Raw genomic sequence first — 19,464 nt, 5'->3', positions numbered from 1 at the left:
TGCCGGCTCAGAGCGCGGCAATATCCGCCATCTTGCGCGCGCACACCGATGCCCAGGTGGCTTCGAACACCCGGGTCGTCTTGCGGCTTTCGATGGCGTGGAATTCCGGATCGCCCGATGCGTAGAAGCGCCGGAACCCCTCGTACGCGCCGAACGCATTGCGTGCATCGATCTCGCCGCACAGCATGTGCAGTGGGCCATCGCTGACGAACAGGTTGCGGAACTGGGCGGCGTCGGGGTCTTGCATCCGGGAGGTGAGGGCCTTCGTGGCACCAGCGAGGAACCGGGCGTAGTTGCCTGCCTGGATTTCCTCGCGCTGCGTGGTGCGCGCGTGCATGCTGTCGAGCAGGGCGCCACTGGCCACCTTGCCGTTGCTGGTGATGGACGTGATCCGGTGATCTGCACGACCCAGGTTGCAGTACACCGGCTTCTTGCCGGACAGCGCGGGCCAGGTCACGGACATTTCGCTGGCCGACGAGGCTTCGGCGCTTTCGGTGGCCTCGGCCTCGCGTCCCTGGGCCACGGTGATCAGCCGCGTGCACAGGCGCACTGCTTCGGCCAGGGGCAGAGGCGGGAGCTGCGCTGTGGTGGGTGCGGGCGCCGGGTTGGGTGCCGCGGCAGGCGTGGATGCGGGCGAAGGTGTGGGCGTGGCCGTAGTCAATGCATCCGCAGGCCTCCTGGTGGCTTCCTTGAAGCACGCCAACCGCTTCTTTGCATCGGGCAGGCGGTTGCAGGCCTCCAGTAGCAGGTCCGACGGCTGTGCGGTCACCAGGGTCGTGGCAACTGCCAGGGCAAGTGGTACGGCGCTGCGCCAAGGGACGTTGTGGGGCATGGGCGGCAAGGTGGCGGGGCTGTCTGGACGATCAATTCTAGGGGCCACGACACTGAGCGTCCGCAGTGCGCAGGATTTGTATGATGCGCAGTACCGCGCTGCGGTTGGCGTGGGGCAAAGCGAGGCAGAAATGCGGCGATTCGGGCGGGTGGGCTTGTGCGGGTGCGTGGCGCTGCTGGGGATGTTCCCGGCGGCCTGGGCTGCGCCGCCCACCATTCAATGGGAGGTGCTGGAAAGGCAACTGGAAGATGTCAGCGTCCGCCGTGCCCTGCTGCGGGCCCGCCTGACGGCCGACCCCACCGCCGCCGACGCGGACCTGCTGGGCTACGAGATCCTGGCACTCAACCAATCCGTGCGGCAGGCGGAGCGGGCGCTCAGCTATGCGCCCACCCTTCCCGTGTCGGCCGAGCCCTTCGATCCCGTCTACCGTGGGCCCGTACCAGAATCCATGCGGCGGATCGCCCGCATCAAGCCCGCCATCTGGGCAGGCCTGGCGGACGATGAGCGCCTGGCCATTTCGTCGAAGTGGAGGGTGGAGCTGCTGCACGCGGGCCGGTACGGCTGGATTGCGGACGCCCAGACAGTGGATGAGTCCACGCCCGGCACCACGGGCGGGGCGGTGCTCGGCGGTGTCTTGGGCCAGGCCGCGTATGTCGACCGGGCGTTTCGCCCGGGCAACAACTACTCGGCCGGCATGCAGGTGCTCGCGGGCGTGCTGGGTGCGGTGGCGGGCTCGGCGATGGACCGGCCGCCCACCCCATCGTTTCGCACGCGCTACCATGTGCGCACGGAAGACGGCAGCATGGTCGCGGTGGACCAGAACCGGAGCGACCCCTTCCGCATGCCGCTGTCCACCTGCGTGGAACTGCCTTCCCTGTCCGACGGCGACCCCTCGCTGTGTTCGCAGACCATCGAAATGGTCCGCAGCAAGTATCTGTAGGCGGGGCCTTCGTTCGGGGCTCACTCGTCAATCGACGCGCTCCAGCGGCTGCCCCAGTCCGGCGCGCTCACGCGCTCGATGTTGCGCCGGTCACGCTTGGTGGGGCGGCCTTCCTGCTGCGCGGCGGCGGGTTCGGGGGCCAGACGGCGCTGTTCGGCCGCGGCCTCGCGCGCGGCGATGCTCTCGGCGGTTTCCTCGTACAGCAGCTGGGCCACGGGCGCGGGGCCGCGCGCGCCGCTCAGGGCGCGCACGGTCACCGTGCGGGCCACGGGGCCCTGGCGCAGGGCCACGGTATCGCCGGGGCGCACATCGCGCGCGGGCTTGGCGGCCTGGCCGTTGACGGTGACGCGGCCCTTGCCGATCTCTTCGGTGGCCAGGCCGCGGGTCTTGTAAAAGCGGGCGCACCAGAGCCACTTGTCCAGGCGCATCGTCTCGGTGGGGGTCATGCGGGTGATTGTGCCGCGTCCGGCATGCCCATGTTGTGGGCCAGGGGTAGCCTTACCACCGCGTCCAGCCCCAGCACGCGGCCGGCCTGGGTGCGGTTGGTCAAGGAGATGGTGCCCGAGAGCGCGAGCACGATCTCCTGGCAGATGGCCAGGCCCAGGCCGCTGCCGGTGCGCACGTCGCCGGCCGAGAATGGCTGAAACAGGCGCAGCGCCAGCTCATCGTCGATGCCCGGGCCCTGGTCGCTTACCGTCAGCGCTGCATGGCGCCCATCGGTGCGCAGCTCCACCGATAGCTCGCTGCCCGGCGGGGCGTGGCGCACGGCGTTGTGCAGCAGGTTGCGGGTCAGCTCGCGCAGCATCCACTCGTGCGCCTCTATGGGGGCGGCGTCGGTGTGGATGCCGAAGTCGAGGTCGCGCTGGGCGATCAGGGGCGAGATGTCGAGCGCCACGCCGCGCAGGATCTCGTCGAAGCGCGTGACGGGTGGCGCGCTCTGCTGGCGCAACTGCTCCACCTTGGCCAGCGCCAGCATCTGGTTGGCCAGCTGCGTGGCGCGGTCCACGGTGTCGCGGATCTCGTGCAGCGCCTGCTCGGCCGGCATGTCACCGCGCAGGGCCGACTGCACCTGCGTCTTGAGCACCGCCAGCGGTGTGCGCAACTGGTGCGAGGCATCGCGCACGAAGCGTTTCTGGTGGCGCAGCAGGTGGCGCAGGCGCTGCAGGAATTCGTTGGTGGCCTCGATCAGGGGCTGCAGTTCGCGCGGCGCTGCAGGCGCGGTGATGGGGCTCAGGTCGCCCTCCTGGCGGGCCTGCAGTTCCTGGCTGAGCTGGCGCACGGGTTGGGTGGCGCGCTGCACCACCACCACCACGGTGAGGCCGATCACGGCGATCAGGAATGCCTGGCGCAGCAGGGTGTTGCGCAGGATCTGCAGGGCCAGGGTCTCGCGCACCTCCAGCGTCTCGGCCACCTGGATCACGGCCATGGCACGCCCTTTGGAGCTGGCCACCGGCTGCAGCAGCACGGCCACGCGCACCGGCATGCCGCGGAAGGTGTCATCGTAGAAGTCCACCAGCGCGGCATACGGCGGGCGTGCCGGGATGGTGCCGCTCCACGGCGGCAGCTCGTCAAAGCCCGAGATCAGCTCGCCCTGCAGGCTGGAGACGCGGTAGTACATGCGGCTCTGGTTGTCGGCCTCGAAAGCCTCCAGCGCCGAGTAGGGCACCGTGGCGCGCAGGTGAGCGGCTTCCTCGTAACCCGTCACGTCCAGCTGCTCGCTGATGCTCTTTGCCGATGCCAGCAGGGTGCGGTCGTAGGCCGTGTGCAGCGAGTCCAGGGTCTGGTGGTACAGGCTGTAGGTGTTGTAGGTGATGAACACCGCCACTGGCACCAGGATGCCCAGCAGCAGGCGCCGACGCAGCGAGTGGGGCCGCAGCGTGGGGGGTGTGCGGGGGGCAACCGAGTGCTGCTGCTTCATGCATCCGTCCGCAGCAGGTAGCCCAGGCCGCGCAGGGTCATCAGCGTCAGGCCTGTGCCGGTGAGCTTCTTGCGCAGCCGGTAGACCACCACTTCGATGGCCTCGTACTGCACGTCGAGCTGGCCCGGGAACACCAGCTCGTAGAGCCGCTCCTTGGTCACCGCGTGGCCGGGCTGTGCCAGCAGCGCATGCATCAACGCCAGCTCGCGCGGGGTGAACTCCATCACCTCGCCGCCCAGGTAGATGGCGCCGCTGTTGGTGTCGTAGCGGATGGCCCCGATCTGCTGCACGCTGGGGGGCAGGGCATTGCTGGCCACCGAGTCGGCGCTGCGTCGCACCAGCGCGCGCAGGCGGGCCTCGAGCTCGTCGAGGTCGAAAGGCTTGGGCAGGTAGTCGTCGGCACCCGAATTGAGGCCCATGATGCGGTCGCCCACCGTGCCGCGCGCCGTGAGGATGATCACCGGCGTGCGCAGCCCGCGCGTGCGCGCCTGCTGCAGCACCTGCAGGCCGTCCAGGCCGGGCAGGGTCAGGTCCAGCACCACCGCATCGGGCGGCTGCGCGGCCCACTGCGCCAGAGCGACGCGGCCATCGCCCACGGGCGTCACCTCCATGCCGCGGCGGCTCAGGGCCCGGTGCAGCGTGGCCTGCATGGTGGGGTCGTCTTCGACAAGAAGCAGTTTCATGCGCGGGACCATATCACTCTACAAGGGGGTTTGGGTGCTCCTGTGGCCGCCCCGCCGCACCGGGGTGCGTCCCCCTTCAGGGGGAAGGCGCGAAGCGACACAGGGGGTTTTCCCTTACTTTGTGGACAGCCGTTTGACAGGCAGGGCGCGCATCATCGACAGGTTCGCCAATCATCCAAGGAGACAACAATGCGTCGCGATACCTTCCTCAAGTCCCTGGCCGCCATGGCGGCAGCCGGCGCCTTGCCGCTGACCGCCCAGGCCGCTGCAGCCATCAAGATGATGATCCCCGCCAACCCCGGCGGTGGCTGGGACACCACAGGCCGTGCCCTGGGCAAGGCCATGCAGGACGCAGGTGTGGCCAGCTCGGTCAACTATGACAACAAGGGCGGCGCCGCCGGTGCCATTGGCCTGGCGCAGTTCGCCAACGCCAGCAAGGGCGACCCGAATGCCCTGATGACCATGGGCGCGGTGATGCTGGGCGGCATCATCACCGGCAAGCCGCCGGTGGGCCTGGACAAGGTGACGCCGCTGGCGCGCCTGAGCAGCGAGTACAACGTGTTCGTGCTGCCCGCCAGCTCGCCCTTCAAGACCATGAAGGATGTGGTCGACCAGCTCAAGAAGGACCCCGGCAGCGTGAAGTGGGGCGGTGGTTCGCGTGGGTCCACCGAGCACATCGCGGCTGCCATGATCGCCCGCGAAGTGGGTGTGGATCCATCCAAGATCAACTACGTGGCTTTCCGTGGGGGCGGTGAGGCCACCGCCGCCATCCTGGGCGGCAACGTCACTGTGGGCGGAAGCGGCTACAGCGAGTTTGCTGAGTACATCACCGCCGGCAAGATGCGCGCCGTGGGCGTGACGTCGGCGACGCGCCTGAAGGGCGTGAACGTGCCCACGCTCAAGGAGCAGGGCATCAATGTGGAAATCGGCAACTGGCGCGGCGTTTACGGCGCGGCTGGCATCACCGCCGAGCAGCGCAAGGAGCTGGTGGACGCGCTGTCCAAGACCTACAAGCACAAGTCCTGGCAGGATGCGATGGAGAAGAACGGCTGGACGCCCGCATGGCTGGCCGGCGACGACTTCTCCAACTTCGTGGACGCCGAGTTCGCCAGCCTGCGCGCCACGATGGCCAAGTCCGGGATGATCTGACCGGGGATTGAGGTTTTGCCCGGGCCTGGCGCCCGGGGCTCCTTCCATCCTCTTCGCACCCTCCGGGCGGCGCGCATGTGGTGCTGGCAACAGTGCTGGGCGCGCCGCCCTTTTTGCGGGATAAAAACATGACACAACATTCCTCTCGCTCGGCAGTCCTTCAGACCGTTATCGGCGCCGGCACGCTGCTGCTGGGCTGTCTGCTGGCCTATGGTGCCACCTCCATCAGCTCCGAGGCGGGCTATGGCGGCGTGGGCCCCAACTTCTTTCCCTGGGTCGTGGCCGTGGTGCTGGTGATTTGCGGCGTGCTGTGCGTGGTGCATGCGCGCACCGGGGGCTTTCGCGACCTGGAGGAAGGCTCGGGCGACGAAAGCGCCCACTGGAAGGGCTTCATCTGGGTTTCCGCTGGCCTGCTGCTCAATGCCATGCTGATCACCACGCTGGGCTTCATCCTGAGCTGTGCGCTGTGCTTCGTGCTGGCGGTGCGCGGCTTCAAGAGCGCTGAAGACAAGCTCGATCTGAGCCCCAAGGCCTGGATCAAGGACCTGCTCATCGGTGTGGCCGTGGCCGCGCCGGTGTTCTGGATGTTTACCCAACTGCTGGCGATCAATCTGCCCGGCCTCACGAACACGGGGTGGCTGTAAAGCCTGCTCACCATGGACACCTGGAACCTCCTGCTGCAGGGCTTCGCCACTGCGGCCACCCCCATCAACCTGATGTGGGCCTTCGTCGGATGCATCATCGGCACGGCCGTGGGCGTGCTGCCTGGCATTGGGCCGGCCGTGGCTGTGGCCATGCTGCTGCCCATCACCGTCAAGGTGGAAGCCACCGCGTCGATGATCTTCTTTGCCGGCATCTACTACGGCGCCATGTACGGTGGCTCGACCACCTCCATCCTGCTCAACACGCCCGGTGAGGCCGGGTCCATGGTCACGGCCATGGAGGGCAACAAGATGGCCAAGAACGGCCGCGCCGGTGCGGCGCTGGCCACGGCGGCCATCGGCTCGTTTGTGGCGGGCACCATTGCCACGGTGCTGGTGACCTTCTTTGCGCCGGTGGTGGCCGAGTACGCCGTGCGCCTGGGCCCACCCGAGTACTTCATGCTCATGGTGCTGGCCTTCACCACGGTGAGTGCGGTGCTGGGCAAGAGCACGCTGCGCGGCATGGTGGCGCTGTTCGTCGGCCTGGCCCTGGGCCTGATCGGCATCGACCAGTTGACCGCACAGGCGCGCTACACCGCAGGTGTGCCCGAGCTGATGGACGGCATCGAGGTGGTGCTGATCGCCGTGGGCCTGTTCGCCGTGGGCGAGGCCTTGTACAACGTGATGTACGAGGGCAAGACCGCCGAGACGCAGAACACGCTGACCAGCACCCACATGACCAAGGAAGAGTGGCGCCGCTCGTGGCCGGCCTGGCTGCGTGCCACGGCCATCGGCTTCCCGTTCGGCACCGTGCCGGCGGGCGGCAGCGAGATACCGACCTTCCTGAGCTATGCGGCCGAGAAGAAGCTGAGCAAGCACAAGGAAGAGTTTGGCACCATCGGCGCCATCGAAGGCGTGGCCGGCCCCGAGGCTGCGAACAATGCGGCCATCACGGCCACGCTGATCCCGCTGCTGACGCTGGGCATCCCCACGTCCAACACCACGGCCATTCTGCTGGGCGCGTTCCAGAACTACGGCATCCAGCCTGGCCCGCAGCTGTTCAGCAGCAACGGTGCACTGGTCTGGGCGCTGATCGCGTCGATGTACATCGGTAACGTGATGCTGCTGATCCTGAACCTGCCGCTGGTGGGCCTGTGGGTCAAGCTGCTCAAGATCCCCAAGTCGTACCTGTACGCAGGCATCCTGGTGTTTGCCACGCTGGGCGTGTACGGTATGCGCCAGAGTGCGTTCGACCTGGTGCTGCTGTACGCCATCGGCCTGCTGGGTGTGGTCATGCGCCGTTTCGACTTCCCGGCCGCCCCTGTGGTGGTGGGCATGATCCTGGGCCCTCTGGCCGAAGCGCAGATGCGCAATGCGGTCGCCATCGGCGAAGGCAAATGGACCATCTTCCTGGAGCGCCCAGGCTCGCTGACCCTGATGGTCATCGTGCTGGCCGTGCTGATCCTGCCGCGCGTGGCGCGCCGCTGGGCAGCGCGCAAGGCGGCGGCCGAGGGGGGCACAGCTGCGGGCTGAGGGCTAACCTGTTTTGGGTAGTTGGGGCGGCACGGCAGTTTCTGCGGTGCCGCCCTTTTTTCATCGGCGTGCGAGGGCGTGGAACGGCTCAGGGCGTGCATCCCTCTTGCAGCCCCTGCGCCAGCGCCTCGAAAACCACCCGAATGCGCCGTGCCGTGCGCAGCTCGCGGTGGGTGACCAGCCAGATCGGGAAGATCACGGGCGGCACGTCATCGAGCACGCGCACGATGCCCGGCGTGGCCTGGGCGATCTCGTCCATCATGGCACCGATGCCCATGCCCTGGCGCACCAGTGCCCAGTGGGCCACCGTGTGGTCGGCGTAGCAGCTGAAGTTGGCCTCGGTCAGGGGCAAGCCGTGCTGGCGCAGGTAGCCCAGGTACTGGCCTGAGCGGTCCGAGCCCACGAAGGGCAGGGCGGCTGCCTCTTCGGCGCTGCGCGGGTGGCCGTGGGTCCTGACCCAGTCTTCGGACGCATAGAAGCAGGCCGATGCATCGCGGATCAGACGGGCGATCAGCTCCGGCTGCTCGGGCTTGGCATGGCGGATGGCGATGTCGGCCTCGCGGCGCAGCAGATCGCTGAATGCATTGGACGGGATCACCTCGATGCTGATGCCTGGCTCCTGTTCGCGCAGGCGCCGCACCAGCGGAGGCAGCAGGTACGAGGCCACGGCATCGCTGGCCGACACCGACACCACGCCGCCCACCGCCTGCGAGCGCCCGCTGGCCGCCACGCCCAGGGCCTGGGCCGCCGCGCCCATGGCACGGGCGTGCTCCAGCAGGTCCAGCCCCGTGGGGGTCAGCGCCATGGCCTTGCCCACGCGCTCGAACAGGGTCACGCCCATGCGTTGCTCGATGGCGGCGACCTGGCGGCTCAGGGTAGGCTGGGTCAGGCCCAGCTTGCGGGCGGCGGCCGACAGCGAGCCGGTTTCAGCCGTCTCCAGAAACGCCTTGAGCTGGTTCCAGTCCAATTTATCCATGCATAAATGTATATGTTCACTGCAATTTGCGGCAATTCCCCAGGGTGAAGTGCATGGATAGCATCCAGTGCTGTCCATTGCAAGACCGTTGCCGCACTTTATGCCCATCACCACCACCGCTGAGCCTGCCGGCGCACTACCACCCCCGCAAGCGAACGCGTCGACTGCCCGCAAGGCCCGTTTCTGGGACCGCATCGCCCCCAAGTACGCGGCCGATCCGATTGCCGACATGCCAGGCTATGAGACCACGCTGCAGCGCGTGCAGGCCCTGCTGTCGGCCGAGCAGGATGTGCTGGAGATCGGCTGTGGCACGGGGACTACCGCGCTGCGCCTGGCGCCCTTCACCCGGCGCCTGCTGGCGACCGACGTCTCGACCGGCATGATCGCCATCGCCCAGGGCAAGCTGGCGGCCCAGCCGGTGCCGCAGCTGAGCTTCGCGGTGGCCGACGCAGATGCGCCGGGGCTTGGGCAGGGCAACTACGACGTGGTGTTGGCCTTCAGCGTGCTGCACCTGGTGGGAGACCTCGATCACACGCTGCAGCTGGCGATGCAGGCCCTGCGGCCCGGCGGGCTGTTGATCTCGAAGACGCCCTGCATCGCCGAGATGAACCCGCTCATCCCCTGGCTTGCGCTGCCGCTGATGCGCGCCATCGGCAAGGCGCCCCACGTGCTGAGTTTCGAGGGGCCAGGGCTGCACTCGGCCATCGCCCGGCAGGGCATGGAGATCGTTGCCGCCGAACGGCACGGCACCCGGGGCAAGGACATCCGGCTTTTCATCGTGGCCCGCAAGCCGCCCGAGTTTCCCTACGCTCCGAGCAGGCTGTTGCCCAAGCTCGGCGACCGTGGCCCCGACAACTTCATCAACCGCAGCAACCCGTGAACCCCATGCAAGTGCCAAGGGGGGAGCAGCGCCCCGCTGGCGGCAGCAGAGTCTCGCCTGCCCGTCTGCCCCTGGGTCCTGTTGATGGTGTTCTGTTCAGCGCCTAATTGGGAGACAGAAGGTCCACGGGATCTTGCTCGTCATTGAGTGCCATACGCAGTGCGGAGGACACCGAGATGCCCAACCTGTGGCACCACGAGTCGAGGTCGTTTCTGGATGCGGCATCGTTGCGCTCGTCCCAGGTGAGAGAGGCCACCAACAGGTCGGGAAGGTCCAGAACCGGATGGAATGAACGCTCGGGTGCCATCGACCAATTGAGGAGCACGGCATGGGCGTCGGTGGATGCCGTCACGCCTGTGGGGGCTCCCTGCGCGCTGGCACGGGTGAATTCAAACAAGGCGGTGATCACGGTTCGGGCGTAACAGTTGCTTCGTCGAAGGAGGGTGGCATCCCGCATGCCAGCACCGTCGCCAGAGGCTGGGGGCAATCAGGGTGCGGATCGGTCCATGGCATTGCATGAACCGAGGCGTCGACAGGATTGGAGCGCAAGACGATGGGCTGCGGTATCCCCCAGAAGCGGGAGAGGAGGAGCAGTTCGCTGGGCGCCCCATTGTCCATCGCAGCATGGCCATTCGCGGGCGATACGGTCAGGGGCCTGGCATGCACGCACATGCTTTTTGCTTTTTCGACGCAGCGATGCCGTGAGTCCAGTCAAGGATGACAGCCACGTCCCGGGCACCTCTGCGTGGTGCATTGATCCGGGGCATTGCGCAGACGCCGCTGCAGCAGCACGCCCCTGGTTTGCAGGGGCGGCGGGCAGGCCTTGGCGTACCTGGATGGTCCTGGGTACACCTTGGCCTAGCCCGCCCAGCAAACTTCGCAAGCCAGATACCGGGGTCTGCTACCCCGGTATCCCCCACCAGGTGGCTTGCTCAGACGGCTGAATCATACCATAAAATGCGAATCATTCTTATTAAGAAGGATGGTGCATGCATTCCCTGTCCGAGGAGTTCCTGGTGCTGTGCCGCCAGCTGGGTGAGGCGCAGACGCGCTGCAGTGCCGCCCTGGCCGAACAGGCTGTTGAATTGGTGCAGTTGCGGGCCGAGGTGGTGCGGCTGCGGGCGGCGGTGGTGGTGCGCGATACGCGGCTGGCCTTGGCGCAGGATGACCTGGCGCAGCTGCAGGCCGCGCAGCCGGGGCTCAGGCGCCGCCGGGACATGGCGCGGCACATTGCAACGCTGGCCGAGCGCATTGCCAGCCTCTCGCGCGAGTGCCTGCGCTGGCGCCTGCAGGCGGTGGCGGCGGCCCCTGAAGAGCAAGGCATTGCGCCGGCCCCGGCTGCGGCCGTGGACGGAACCGACAATCCGGCGCTGGACTCCAGCCTGGCTGCGGCCGACCTCGTGATCTGCCAGACGGGCTGCATCAGCCACGACGAATACTGGCGCGTGCAGGACCACTGCCGGCGCACCGGCAAGCCCTGCATCCTGATGGACCAGCCGCTGGGCGCCGGTGCGGTCGACAAGGCACAGCCCGTGGTGGTGCTGCGCATGGCGCGCGGCCTGCGGGCGGTGAGTGGCGTGCAGGCCGTGGAGACCGCTACCACGCCCGAATGACCGTGCGCGCAGGGGCGCGGCTGCCGATGGTGTGGTGGTGGCGCCGCGCTACCATCCGCATATGCCCCTGCTCATCGACGACGCCCCCGCACTGCCGCTGGATGCCCAGGGCATTCTCGAACTCGCGGCGCGGTCCATGTTCCACCTGTTCTCCAGCGTCAGCCAGGGCATGTTCCTGGTGGACCTGAGCGGGCGCATCGTCTGGGTCAACGAGGGCTACCAGCGCTTCCTGCCCGACCTGGGTTTCTCGTCGGTGGACCAGTTTGTGGGCCGCATGGTGGAGGAGGTGATCCCCAACACCGGCATGCGCCGCGTGCTGGAGACGGGCAACCCGGTGCTGATCGACCTGCTGACCAACAAGGCCGGCACCTTCGTGGTCAGCCGCATCCCGCTGCGCGACGATGCGGGCGCCGTCATCGGTGCCATCGGCATCGTGCTGTTCGACCACCCCGAGACCACGCTGCAGCCGCTGATCAGCAAGTTCGCGCTGCTGCAGCGCGACCTCGACGATGCGCGGCGCGAGCTGGCCAGCCAGCGCCGGCGCACCCTGGCCGTGGCGGGCGATGGTGAGCGGCGCGCCAAGTACACCTTTGCCAGCTTCATCGGGTCGAGCCCCGCCGCCGCCGAGGTCAAGCGCCAGGCGCGGCGTGCCGCGCAGTCCAGCAGCCCGGTGCTGCTGTTGGGCGAGACGGGCACGGGCAAGGAACTGCTGGCCCATGCCATCCACGCCGCATCCAGCCGTGCCAGCGGCCCCTTTGTGAGCGTGAACATCGCCGCCGTGCCCGACACGCTGCTGGAGGCCGAGTTCTTTGGCGTGGCACCCGGGGCCTACACCGGCGCATCGGCCAAGGGGCGCGATGGCAAGTTCAAGCTGGCCGATGGCGGCACGCTGTTCCTCGATGAAATCGGCGACATGCCTCAAAGCCTGCAGGCCAAGCTTTTGCGCGCGCTGCAGGAGGGCGAGATCGAGCCCCTGGGCTCCAACAAGCTGGTGCCGTTCAACGTGCGCATTCTGGCAGCCACCTCGCGCGACCTGGCGGGGCTGGTGCGCGAGGGGCGCTTTCGCGAAGACCTGTTCTACCGCCTGCATGTGCTGCCCGTGCGCGTGCCGCCCCTGCGCGCGCGGCGCAGCGACATCCCGGCGCTGGTGGAGTCGCTGGGTGACGACCTGGCGCTGCGCAACGGCACGCCGCCGCCCGAGCTGCTGCCCGCTGCCATGGCCCTGTTGGCGGGCCAGCCCTGGCGCGGCAATATCCGCGAGCTGCGCAACGTGATCGAGCAGGCCGTAATGCGCAGCGAAGGCCAGTCCATCGACGCCGCGCAGCTCGAGCGCATCCTGCGCGAGGCGGGTGTCGAGCCTGCCGCGCCGGTGCAGGACACCACCGTGGTGGTGGCCGAGGCCGAGGACGCATCGCGCTATCTGCGCCCCCTGGCCGAGCAGGTGGCCGAGCTTGAGCAGCGCGCCATCCACGCCGCCATGAAAGCCCATGGCGGCAACAAGCTGGCCACGGCGCGGCAGCTTGGAATCTCGCGCGCCACACTCTATGGACGTCTGGAAAACCCTGAATGAATTTCAGGCAAATGCCTGAAATTCAGACAAATCAACTGTATAAAATTCAGACATTGCTGTCCAGGTGTCAGCAAAAGTTTCTTGCAAATCAACAGCTTGTGCGCTGGCATGAACTGTGCAATGTTCAGGCATCACTACAAAGGAGACATCGCCATGCACCGTCGCACCCTGGTCGCACTCGCCACCGCCGCCGTTACCGCAGCCGCCACGCTTTCCGCACCCGCGTTCGCCCAGTCCGGCGAGATCCGCATCGCCCACATCTACAGCAAGACCGGCCCGCTCGAAGCCTATGGCAAGCAGACCCAGACCGGCCTGCTGATGGGCCTGAACTACGCCACCGGCGGCAGCATGACCGTCAACGGCAAGAAGCTCGTCGTGATCGAGAAGGACGATCAGGGCAAGCCCGACCTGGGCAAGAGCCTGCTGGCCTCGGCCTACTCGGACGACAAGGCCGACATCGCCGTGGGCCCCACGTCCTCGGGCGTCGCTCTGGCCCTGCTGCCCGTGGCCGAGGAGTACAAGAAGATCCTGCTGGTGGAGCCCGCCGTGGCCGACGCCATCACCGGCGACAAGTGGAACAAGTACATCTTTCGCACCGGCCGTAACAGCAGCCAGGACGCCATCTCCAACGCCGTGGCCATCGACAAGGCCGGCGTGACCGTGGCCACGCTGGCACAGGACTATGCCTTCGGCCGCGATGGCGTGAAGGCCTTCAAGGACGCGCTCAAGAACGCCAAGCTCGCCCACGAAGAGTACCTGCCCACCACCACCACCGACTTCACCGCCGGTGCCCAGCGCCTGATTGACAAGCTCAAGGACGTGCCCGGCCGCAAGGTCATCTTCATCATCTGGGCCGGCGCCGGCAACCCGTTCAAGATCGCCGACATGGACTTGAAGCGCTATGGCATCGAGATCGCCACGGGCGGCAACATTCTGCCGGCCATGGCCGCCTACAAGAACTTCCCCGGCATGGAAGGCGCGACCTACTACTACTTCGGCATCCCCAAGAATCCCGTGAACGAAGCCCTGGTGGCCGCGCACTACAAGGAGTTCAAGACCCCGCCGGACTTCTTCACCGCCGGTGGCTTCAGCTCGGCCATGGCGCTGGTCACGGCCCTCAAGGCCACGGGTGGCGACACCAACACCAACAAGCTCATCAAGACCATGGAAGGCATGAGCTTCGAGACCCCCAAGGGCAAGATGACCTTCCGCAAGGAAGACCACCAGGCCATGCAGAGCATGTACCACTTCAAGATCAAGGTGGACCCGGCTTTTGCCTGGGGCGTGCCCGAGCTGGTGCGCGAGATCAAGCCTGAAGAGATGCAAGTGCCGATTCGCAACAAGCGATAAACGGTTTGCGTGGCCCCGCTGGCTGACGTCCGTTCAGCCCAGCGGGGATCCATCCCGCGGGGGCGGCCGCCCCTTTTTTTCCAGTGAATTGATGCATGAACCCCCGGATTTACACGGGGGCTGGGTCAGACTTTCTCAAAATTATTTGGAGACAAGACAACATGGCTTTCAACTTCATCCGGGCGGCCGCAGCAGGTGCTGCCATCGCGCTGTGCGCTGCCGGCAGCGCATCCGCTGCCGTCAACCTGCCGCAGCTCAAGATCGACAAGACGCAGACCACGGTGTCGGGCCTGTCGGCTGGCGGCTTCATGGCCGTGCAGTTGCACGTGGCCTACTCGGCCACCTTTGCCAAGGGTGCCGGTGTGGTCGCGGGCGGGCCGTTCTATTGTGCCGAGGGCTCCATCGTCAACGCCACCGGGCGCTGCATGGTCACCCCGGCCAGCATCCCCACCAGCACGCTGGTGAACACCACCAACACCTGGGCCAGCCAGGGCCTGATCGACCCGGTGGCCAATCTGCAGGCGTCCAAGGTCTACCTGTTCTCGGGCACGCTCGACAGCGTGGTCAAGACCGGATCCATGGACGCGCTGCGCACCTACTACAACAGCTTCGTGCCGGCCGCCAACGTGGTCTACAAGAAGGACATCGCGGCCGAGCACGCGATGGTCACCGACGACTATGGCAACGGCTGCTCGACCAAGGGCGCGCCCTACATCAGCGACTGCAACTTCGACCTGGCCGGCGCCATGCTGCAGCACCTGTACGGCACGCTCAACGCGCGCAACAACGCCACGCTGCCGGCAGGCAACTACGTCGAGTTCAACCAGAACCAGTTCATCACCAATCACGGCATGGCCACCACGGGCTGGGCCTACATCCCGCAGGCCTGCCAGGCCGGCGGCACGGCGACCTGCCGGCTGCATGTGGTGCTGCACGGCTGCAAGCAGAACGTGAGCGACGTGCAGCAGCAGTACGTGCGCAACACCGGCTACAACCGCTGGGCCGACACCAACAACATCGTGATGCTCTACCCGCAGACCAGCCTGGCGGCGACCAACAGCTGCTTTGACTGGTGGGGCTATGACAACGCCAACTACGCCAAGAAGTCCGGCCCACAGATGGTGGCCATCAAGGCCATGGTGGACCAGGTCTCAAGCGGCGGCGGCACGACCAACCCGCCCACGAACCCCGCGCTGCCCGCCCCCACGGGCGTGAACACCTCGGGCGCCACGGCCAGCTCCATGGTGGTGGGTTGGGGCGCCGTTTCGGGCGCTGCCAGCTACAACGTGTACCGCAATGCCAACAAGGTCAACGCCCTGCCGGTGAACGCCACCAGCTACACCGACACCGGCCTGGCCGCATCCACGAGCTACAGCTGGACGGTGCGCGCCGCCGATGGCAATGGCGCCGAAGGCGCCACATCGGCCGCAGCCAGCGGCACCACCCTGGCAGCGCCTGGCGGCGGCGCCACCTGCACCACGGCCAGCAACTACGCCCACACCATGGCGGGCCGCGCGTACGTGGCCGGCGGCTACACCTTTGCGCTGGGATCCAACCAGGCGATGGGGCTGTGGAACGTGTTCGTGACCAAGACCTTGAAACAGACCAGCCCCAACTACTACGTCATCGGCACCTGCCCTTGACAATGCGCTGAACGCCGCGCGCCCTGGCACCACAAAGGGCAGGGCGCCCGGCACCCCTGAAAGACGACGACCTGTGAAAGCGACCTTCCTCCCATGAGCACCTTGTCCACCAAGGACTTGACCATCCGCTTCGGCGGCCATGTGGCGGTCAACGCCGTGACCTGCTCCTTCGAGCCTGGCACGCTGACCGCCATCGTGGGCCCCAACGGTGCGGGCAAGACCACGTACTTCAACCTCATCTCGGGGCAGCTGCGCGCCAGCGCGGGCAGCGTGACCCTGGGCGGGCAAGACCTCACGGGCCAGTCGGTCTCGGCGCGCACGCATGCGGGCCTGGGGCGGGCCTTTCAGCTCACCAACCTGTTCCCCAACCTCAGCGTGCTGGAGAACGTGCGCCTGGCCGTGCAGGCTACGCAAGAGGGCAAGCACCGCCGGGGGCTGAACCTGTGGAGCATCTGGAGCGACCACCGCGACCTGACGGACCGCGCCCGCGCCATCCTGCAGGCCGTGGCCATGCTGGACCGGCAGGACACCCCCGTGGCCAGCCTGCCGCACGGCGACCAGCGCAAGCTCGAAGTGGCGCTGCTGATGGCGCTGGAGCCGCAGGTCTACATGTTCGATGAACCCACGGCTGGCATGAGCCATGACGAGGCCCCCGTGATCCTGAACCTGATCCGCGAACTCAAGAAGGACAAGACCAAGATCATCCTGCTGGTGGAGCACAAGATGGACGTGGTGCGCGAGCTGGCCGACCGCATCATCGTGCTGACCAACGGCACCCTGGTGGCCGACGGCGCACCGGCCGAGGTGATCGCCTCGCCCGTGGTGCAGGAAGCCTACCTGGGCGTCACCAAGGAGGCCACTGCATGACCACCACCAACAACCTGCTCGAACTCAAGGGCGTGCACACCCACATCGGGGCATACCACATCCTGCACGGCGTGGATCTGGCCGTACCCAAGGGGCAGCTCACCATGCTGCTGGGCCGCAACGGCGCCGGCAAGACCACCACGCTGCGCACCATCATGGGCCTGTGGCATGCGTCGCAGGGCAGCATCCACTTCGGTGGCCGCGACATCACGGCGCTGAACACCCCGCAGATCGCGGGCATGAACATCGCCTATGTGCCCGAGAACATGGGCATCTTCGCCGACCTCACGGTCAAGGAGAACATGCTGCTGGCCGCGCGCAATGCCAAGAACGCCGCGCAGATGGACAGCGCCCGGCTCGAATGGATCTTCAAGCTCTTCCCTGCGGTGGAGAAGTTCTGGAACCACCCTGCGGGCAAGCTCTCGGGCGGGCAAAAGCAGATGGTGGCCGTGAGCCGCGCCATCGTCGAGCCGCGCGACCTGCTCATCGTGGACGAGCCCAGCAAGGGCCTGGCGCCCGCGATCATCAACAACATGATCGAGGCGTTCGACCAGCTCAAGAAGAGCGGCGTGACCATTCTGCTGGTCGAGCAGAACATCAATTTCGCCAAGCGGCTGGGTGACACCGTGGCCGTGATGGACAACGGCCAGGTGGTGCATGCGGGCAGCATGGCCGCACTGGCCGCAGACGAGGCATTGCAGCGATCGCTGCTGGGGTTGGCACTATGAGCACCGCGACGACAACGACACCCACTTCCACCGCGGCTGGCAAGGCCATGCTGCGCGACTTCGACTGGAAGCCACTGGCCCTGGTGCCCGCGCTGGCGCTGCTGGTGCTGCCCTTCATCGGCTCGCCCAGCACCTGGCTAACGCTCACCGTGGCGGGGCTGGCCATGGGCATGATCATCTTCATCATTGCCTCGGGCCTGACGCTGGTGTTCGGCCTGATGGACGTGCTCAACTTCGGCCACGGCGTGTTCATCGCGCTCGGTGCCTTCGTGGCCACCAGCGTGCTGGGTGCCATGGGCGACTGGACCGGCTCCGACCAGCTGTGGCGCAACATGGTGGCGGTGCTGCCCGCCATGCTGGTGGCCATGGCCGTGGCGGGGGCCGTGGGCCTGGCATTCGAGCGTTTCATCGTGCGGCCCGTGTATGGCCAGCATTTGAAGCAGATCCTCATCACCATGGGCGGCATGATCATCGGCGAAGAGCTGATCAAGGTCATCTGGGGCCCGCAGCAGATCCCGCTGCCGCTGCCCCAGGGCATGCGCGGCGCGCTGCTCATCGGCGATGCGGCCATCGAAAAATACCGCCTGGTGGCGGTGGCCGTGGGCCTCTTGGTCTTTGCCGTGCTGGCCTGGACGCTGTCGCGCACCAAGGTCGGCCTGCTCATCCGTGCCGGCGTACAGGACCGCGAGATGGTCGAGTCGCTGGGTTACCGCATCCGGCGCCTGTTCATCGGCGTGTTCGTCGTGGGCTCGGCCCTGGCCGGCCTGGGCGGGGTGATGTGGGGCCTGTACCAGCAGAACGTGGTGCCGCAGATGGGCGCCCAGGTCAACGTGCTGATCTTCATCGTGATCATCATCGGCGGCCTCGGGTCCACGGGCGGTGCGCTCATCGGCGCGCTGCTGGTGGGGCTCATGGCCAACTACACCGGCTTTTTGGTGCCCAAGGTGGCGCTGTTCTCCAACATCGCGTTGATGGTGGCCATCCTGCTGTGGCGTCCCCAGGGCGTCTATCCGGTCGCGAACCGCTGAAGAGGAGCCCAAAGACATGCTGAACCGACTTCTCTCCGGCGACTACCCGCGCAGCAAGGTGCTGGCGGTGATCCTCGTGGCCATCTTCCTCGGGCTGGCGTTCGCGCCCTTCCTGTTCCCTGGCGTCAAGGCGCTCTCTGTCGCGGCCAAGGTGCTGATCTTCGTGGTGCTGGTCGCCAGCTTCGACCTGCTGCTGGGCTACACCGGCATCGTGAGCTTTGCGCACACCATGTTCTTCGGCATCGGGGCCTATGGCATTGCGGTGGCCACCACGCGCATGGGGCCCACCTGGTCGGCGCTGGCCGTGGGGCTGGGTGGGGCGTTGGTGCTTTCGCTGCTGCTGTCGCTCGCGGTGGGGCTGTTCTCGCTGCGCGTGCGCGCCATCTTCTTCGCCATGATCACGCTGGCCGTGGCGGCAGCGTTCCAGACGCTGGCCTCGCAGCTGTCGGACATCACCGGCGGTGAGGACGGCCTGACCTTCAAGGTGCCCGAAATCCTGTCGCCGAGCTTCGAGCCCTTCGACGAGCCCTTCCTGGGTGTCACGCTCGATGGGCGCCTGCTGTGCTACTACCTGCTGTTTGTGATTGCTGTGGTACTGGTGCTGGCGTTGCTGCGCATCGTCAACTCGCCGTTCGGCCGCGTGCTGCAGGCGATCCGCGAGAACGAGTTCCGCGCCGAAGCCATCGGCTACCGCGTGGTGGTGTACCGCACCACGTCCAGCGTGCTGTCGGCCCTGTTCGCCTGCTGCGCGGGCGCCATGCTCGCGCTCTGGCTGCGCTACAACGGGCCGGACACATCGCTCAGCTTCGAAATCATGATGGACTGCCTGCTCATCGTCGTCATCGGCGGCATGGGCACCATCTACGGCTCGGCCATCGGCGCCGTGCTCTTCCTCATTGCGCAAAGCTATCTGCAGGACCTGCTGCGCCTCGCAAGCGAGGCCGCCTCGGGCCTGCCCTGGCTGTCGGCGCTGCTCTCGCCCGACCGCTGGCTGCTGTGGCTGGGCGTGCTCTTTGTCTTGTCGGTGTATTACTTCCCCACCGGTGTGGTGGGGCGCCTGCGCGCGGCAGCAGCGCGCAGCGTGAAGGCCGGTTGATCGACCGGATAGGGGTG

Annotated in this window: 19 protein-coding genes; 13 read left to right on the top strand and 6 right to left on the bottom strand. The window is 67.0% G+C overall.

Annotated features, from left to right (window positions below):
- Positions 1-7: 7 nt before the first annotated feature.
- Positions 8-832 (bottom strand): hypothetical protein, encoded by an 825-nt coding sequence (locus ACSQ9E_RS19490; RefSeq protein WP_436218887.1) that lies wholly within the window; start codon positions 830-832, stop codon positions 8-10.
- A 130-nt stretch (positions 833-962) separates the two neighbouring features.
- Between ACSQ9E_RS19490 and ACSQ9E_RS19485 the strand changes: the two genes are divergently transcribed.
- The gene (locus ACSQ9E_RS19485; protein WP_436218886.1) at positions 963-1,772 is read left to right on the top strand and encodes a hypothetical protein; all 810 of its coding nucleotides are present in this window, start codon (positions 963-965) and stop codon (positions 1,770-1,772) included.
- 20 nt (positions 1,773-1,792) lie between these two features.
- On the opposite strand, the gene ACSQ9E_RS19480 is transcribed toward ACSQ9E_RS19485, so the two are convergent.
- From ACSQ9E_RS19480 to ACSQ9E_RS19470, 3 genes are read right to left on the bottom strand one after another with little or no spacing between them, the layout of a single operon-like run.
- Entirely contained in the window at positions 1,793-2,218 is a 426-nt protein-coding gene (locus tag ACSQ9E_RS19480) for an RNA-binding S4 domain-containing protein (protein ID WP_057201040.1), read from the bottom strand.
- Positions 2,215-3,690, bottom strand: a complete 1,476-nt coding sequence (locus tag ACSQ9E_RS19475) for a sensor histidine kinase (RefSeq protein ID WP_436218885.1) — start codon at positions 3,688-3,690, stop codon at positions 2,215-2,217. Before ACSQ9E_RS19475 ends, ACSQ9E_RS19480 begins: the two co-directional genes overlap by 4 nt.
- Positions 3,687-4,373, bottom strand: a complete 687-nt coding sequence (locus ACSQ9E_RS19470) for a response regulator (RefSeq protein WP_436218884.1) — start codon at positions 4,371-4,373, stop codon at positions 3,687-3,689. Before ACSQ9E_RS19470 ends, ACSQ9E_RS19475 begins: the two co-directional genes overlap by 4 nt.
- Before the next feature lie 189 nt (positions 4,374-4,562).
- Here ACSQ9E_RS19470 and ACSQ9E_RS19465 point away from each other — a divergent pair, with 189 nt between their 5' ends.
- The 3 genes from ACSQ9E_RS19465 (at position 4,563) to ACSQ9E_RS19455 (ending at position 7,696) form a co-directional block, all read left to right on the top strand.
- Positions 4,563-5,522 (top strand): Bug family tripartite tricarboxylate transporter substrate binding protein, encoded by a 960-nt coding sequence (locus ACSQ9E_RS19465; RefSeq protein WP_057201037.1) that lies wholly within the window; start codon positions 4,563-4,565, stop codon positions 5,520-5,522.
- Between the two features lie 128 nt (positions 5,523-5,650).
- On the top strand, positions 5,651-6,166 hold the full coding sequence (locus ACSQ9E_RS19460) for a tripartite tricarboxylate transporter TctB family protein (protein WP_057201035.1): 516 nt from the start codon (positions 5,651-5,653) through the stop codon (positions 6,164-6,166).
- Between the two features lie 12 nt (positions 6,167-6,178).
- Positions 6,179-7,696, top strand: coding sequence for a tripartite tricarboxylate transporter permease (locus tag ACSQ9E_RS19455; protein ID WP_057201033.1), 1,518 nt, complete (start codon positions 6,179-6,181; stop codon positions 7,694-7,696).
- A gap of 88 nt (positions 7,697-7,784) precedes the next feature.
- Here ACSQ9E_RS19455 and ACSQ9E_RS19450 read toward each other — a convergent pair whose 3' ends face one another.
- A complete protein-coding gene (locus ACSQ9E_RS19450; protein WP_436218883.1) occupies positions 7,785-8,672 on the bottom strand; it encodes a LysR family transcriptional regulator in 888 nt (295 codons plus the stop codon).
- A gap of 100 nt (positions 8,673-8,772) precedes the next feature.
- Between ACSQ9E_RS19450 and ACSQ9E_RS19445 the strand changes: the two genes are divergently transcribed.
- Positions 8,773-9,552: a class I SAM-dependent methyltransferase gene (locus ACSQ9E_RS19445; protein WP_436218882.1), complete on the top strand. Its 780-nt coding sequence runs from the start codon at positions 8,773-8,775 to the stop codon at positions 9,550-9,552.
- A 103-nt stretch (positions 9,553-9,655) separates the two neighbouring features.
- Here ACSQ9E_RS19445 and ACSQ9E_RS19440 read toward each other — a convergent pair whose 3' ends face one another.
- The gene (locus ACSQ9E_RS19440) at positions 9,656-9,961 is read right to left on the bottom strand and encodes a hypothetical protein (protein ID WP_157421818.1); all 306 of its coding nucleotides are present in this window, start codon (positions 9,959-9,961) and stop codon (positions 9,656-9,658) included.
- 580 nt (positions 9,962-10,541) lie between these two features.
- Here ACSQ9E_RS19440 and ACSQ9E_RS19435 point away from each other — a divergent pair.
- The 8 genes from ACSQ9E_RS19435 to ACSQ9E_RS19400 all read left to right on the top strand — a co-directional run bounded on the left by ACSQ9E_RS19435 (position 10,542) and on the right by ACSQ9E_RS19400 (position 19,447).
- Positions 10,542-11,165: a DUF2325 domain-containing protein gene (locus ACSQ9E_RS19435; RefSeq protein WP_436218881.1), complete on the top strand. Its 624-nt coding sequence runs from the start codon at positions 10,542-10,544 to the stop codon at positions 11,163-11,165.
- A gap of 61 nt (positions 11,166-11,226) precedes the next feature.
- Positions 11,227-12,735: a sigma-54 interaction domain-containing protein gene (locus tag ACSQ9E_RS19430; protein WP_436218880.1), complete on the top strand. Its 1,509-nt coding sequence runs from the start codon at positions 11,227-11,229 to the stop codon at positions 12,733-12,735.
- A 153-nt stretch (positions 12,736-12,888) separates the two neighbouring features.
- A complete protein-coding gene (locus ACSQ9E_RS19425) occupies positions 12,889-14,085 on the top strand; it encodes a substrate-binding domain-containing protein (RefSeq protein ID WP_428001878.1) in 1,197 nt (398 codons plus the stop codon).
- 161 nt (positions 14,086-14,246) lie between these two features.
- Positions 14,247-15,728, top strand: a complete 1,482-nt coding sequence (locus ACSQ9E_RS19420; RefSeq protein WP_057201024.1) for an extracellular catalytic domain type 2 short-chain-length polyhydroxyalkanoate depolymerase — start codon at positions 14,247-14,249, stop codon at positions 15,726-15,728.
- Between the two features lie 93 nt (positions 15,729-15,821).
- Positions 15,822-16,595, top strand: a complete 774-nt coding sequence (locus ACSQ9E_RS19415) for an ABC transporter ATP-binding protein (RefSeq protein ID WP_057201022.1) — start codon at positions 15,822-15,824, stop codon at positions 16,593-16,595.
- A complete protein-coding gene (locus ACSQ9E_RS19410; RefSeq protein WP_436218879.1) occupies positions 16,592-17,323 on the top strand; it encodes an ABC transporter ATP-binding protein in 732 nt (243 codons plus the stop codon). The genes ACSQ9E_RS19415 and ACSQ9E_RS19410 overlap by 4 nt, the downstream gene beginning before the upstream one ends.
- A 47-nt stretch (positions 17,324-17,370) precedes the next feature.
- The gene (locus ACSQ9E_RS19405; protein ID WP_057201018.1) at positions 17,371-18,351 is read left to right on the top strand and encodes a branched-chain amino acid ABC transporter permease; all 981 of its coding nucleotides are present in this window, start codon (positions 17,371-17,373) and stop codon (positions 18,349-18,351) included.
- 16 nt (positions 18,352-18,367) lie between these two features.
- The gene (locus tag ACSQ9E_RS19400) at positions 18,368-19,447 is read left to right on the top strand and encodes a branched-chain amino acid ABC transporter permease (RefSeq protein WP_057201017.1); all 1,080 of its coding nucleotides are present in this window, start codon (positions 18,368-18,370) and stop codon (positions 19,445-19,447) included.
- The last annotated feature ends 17 nt before the right edge of the window (positions 19,448-19,464 follow it).

This window comes from Acidovorax sp. LjRoot118 (genome assembly GCF_964253575.1).
Taxonomy (GTDB): domain Bacteria; phylum Pseudomonadota; class Gammaproteobacteria; order Burkholderiales; family Burkholderiaceae_C; genus Acidovorax.
Note: the sequence above shows the minus strand (reverse complement) of the source record. Positions and strands in the feature narration are given on the sequence as shown.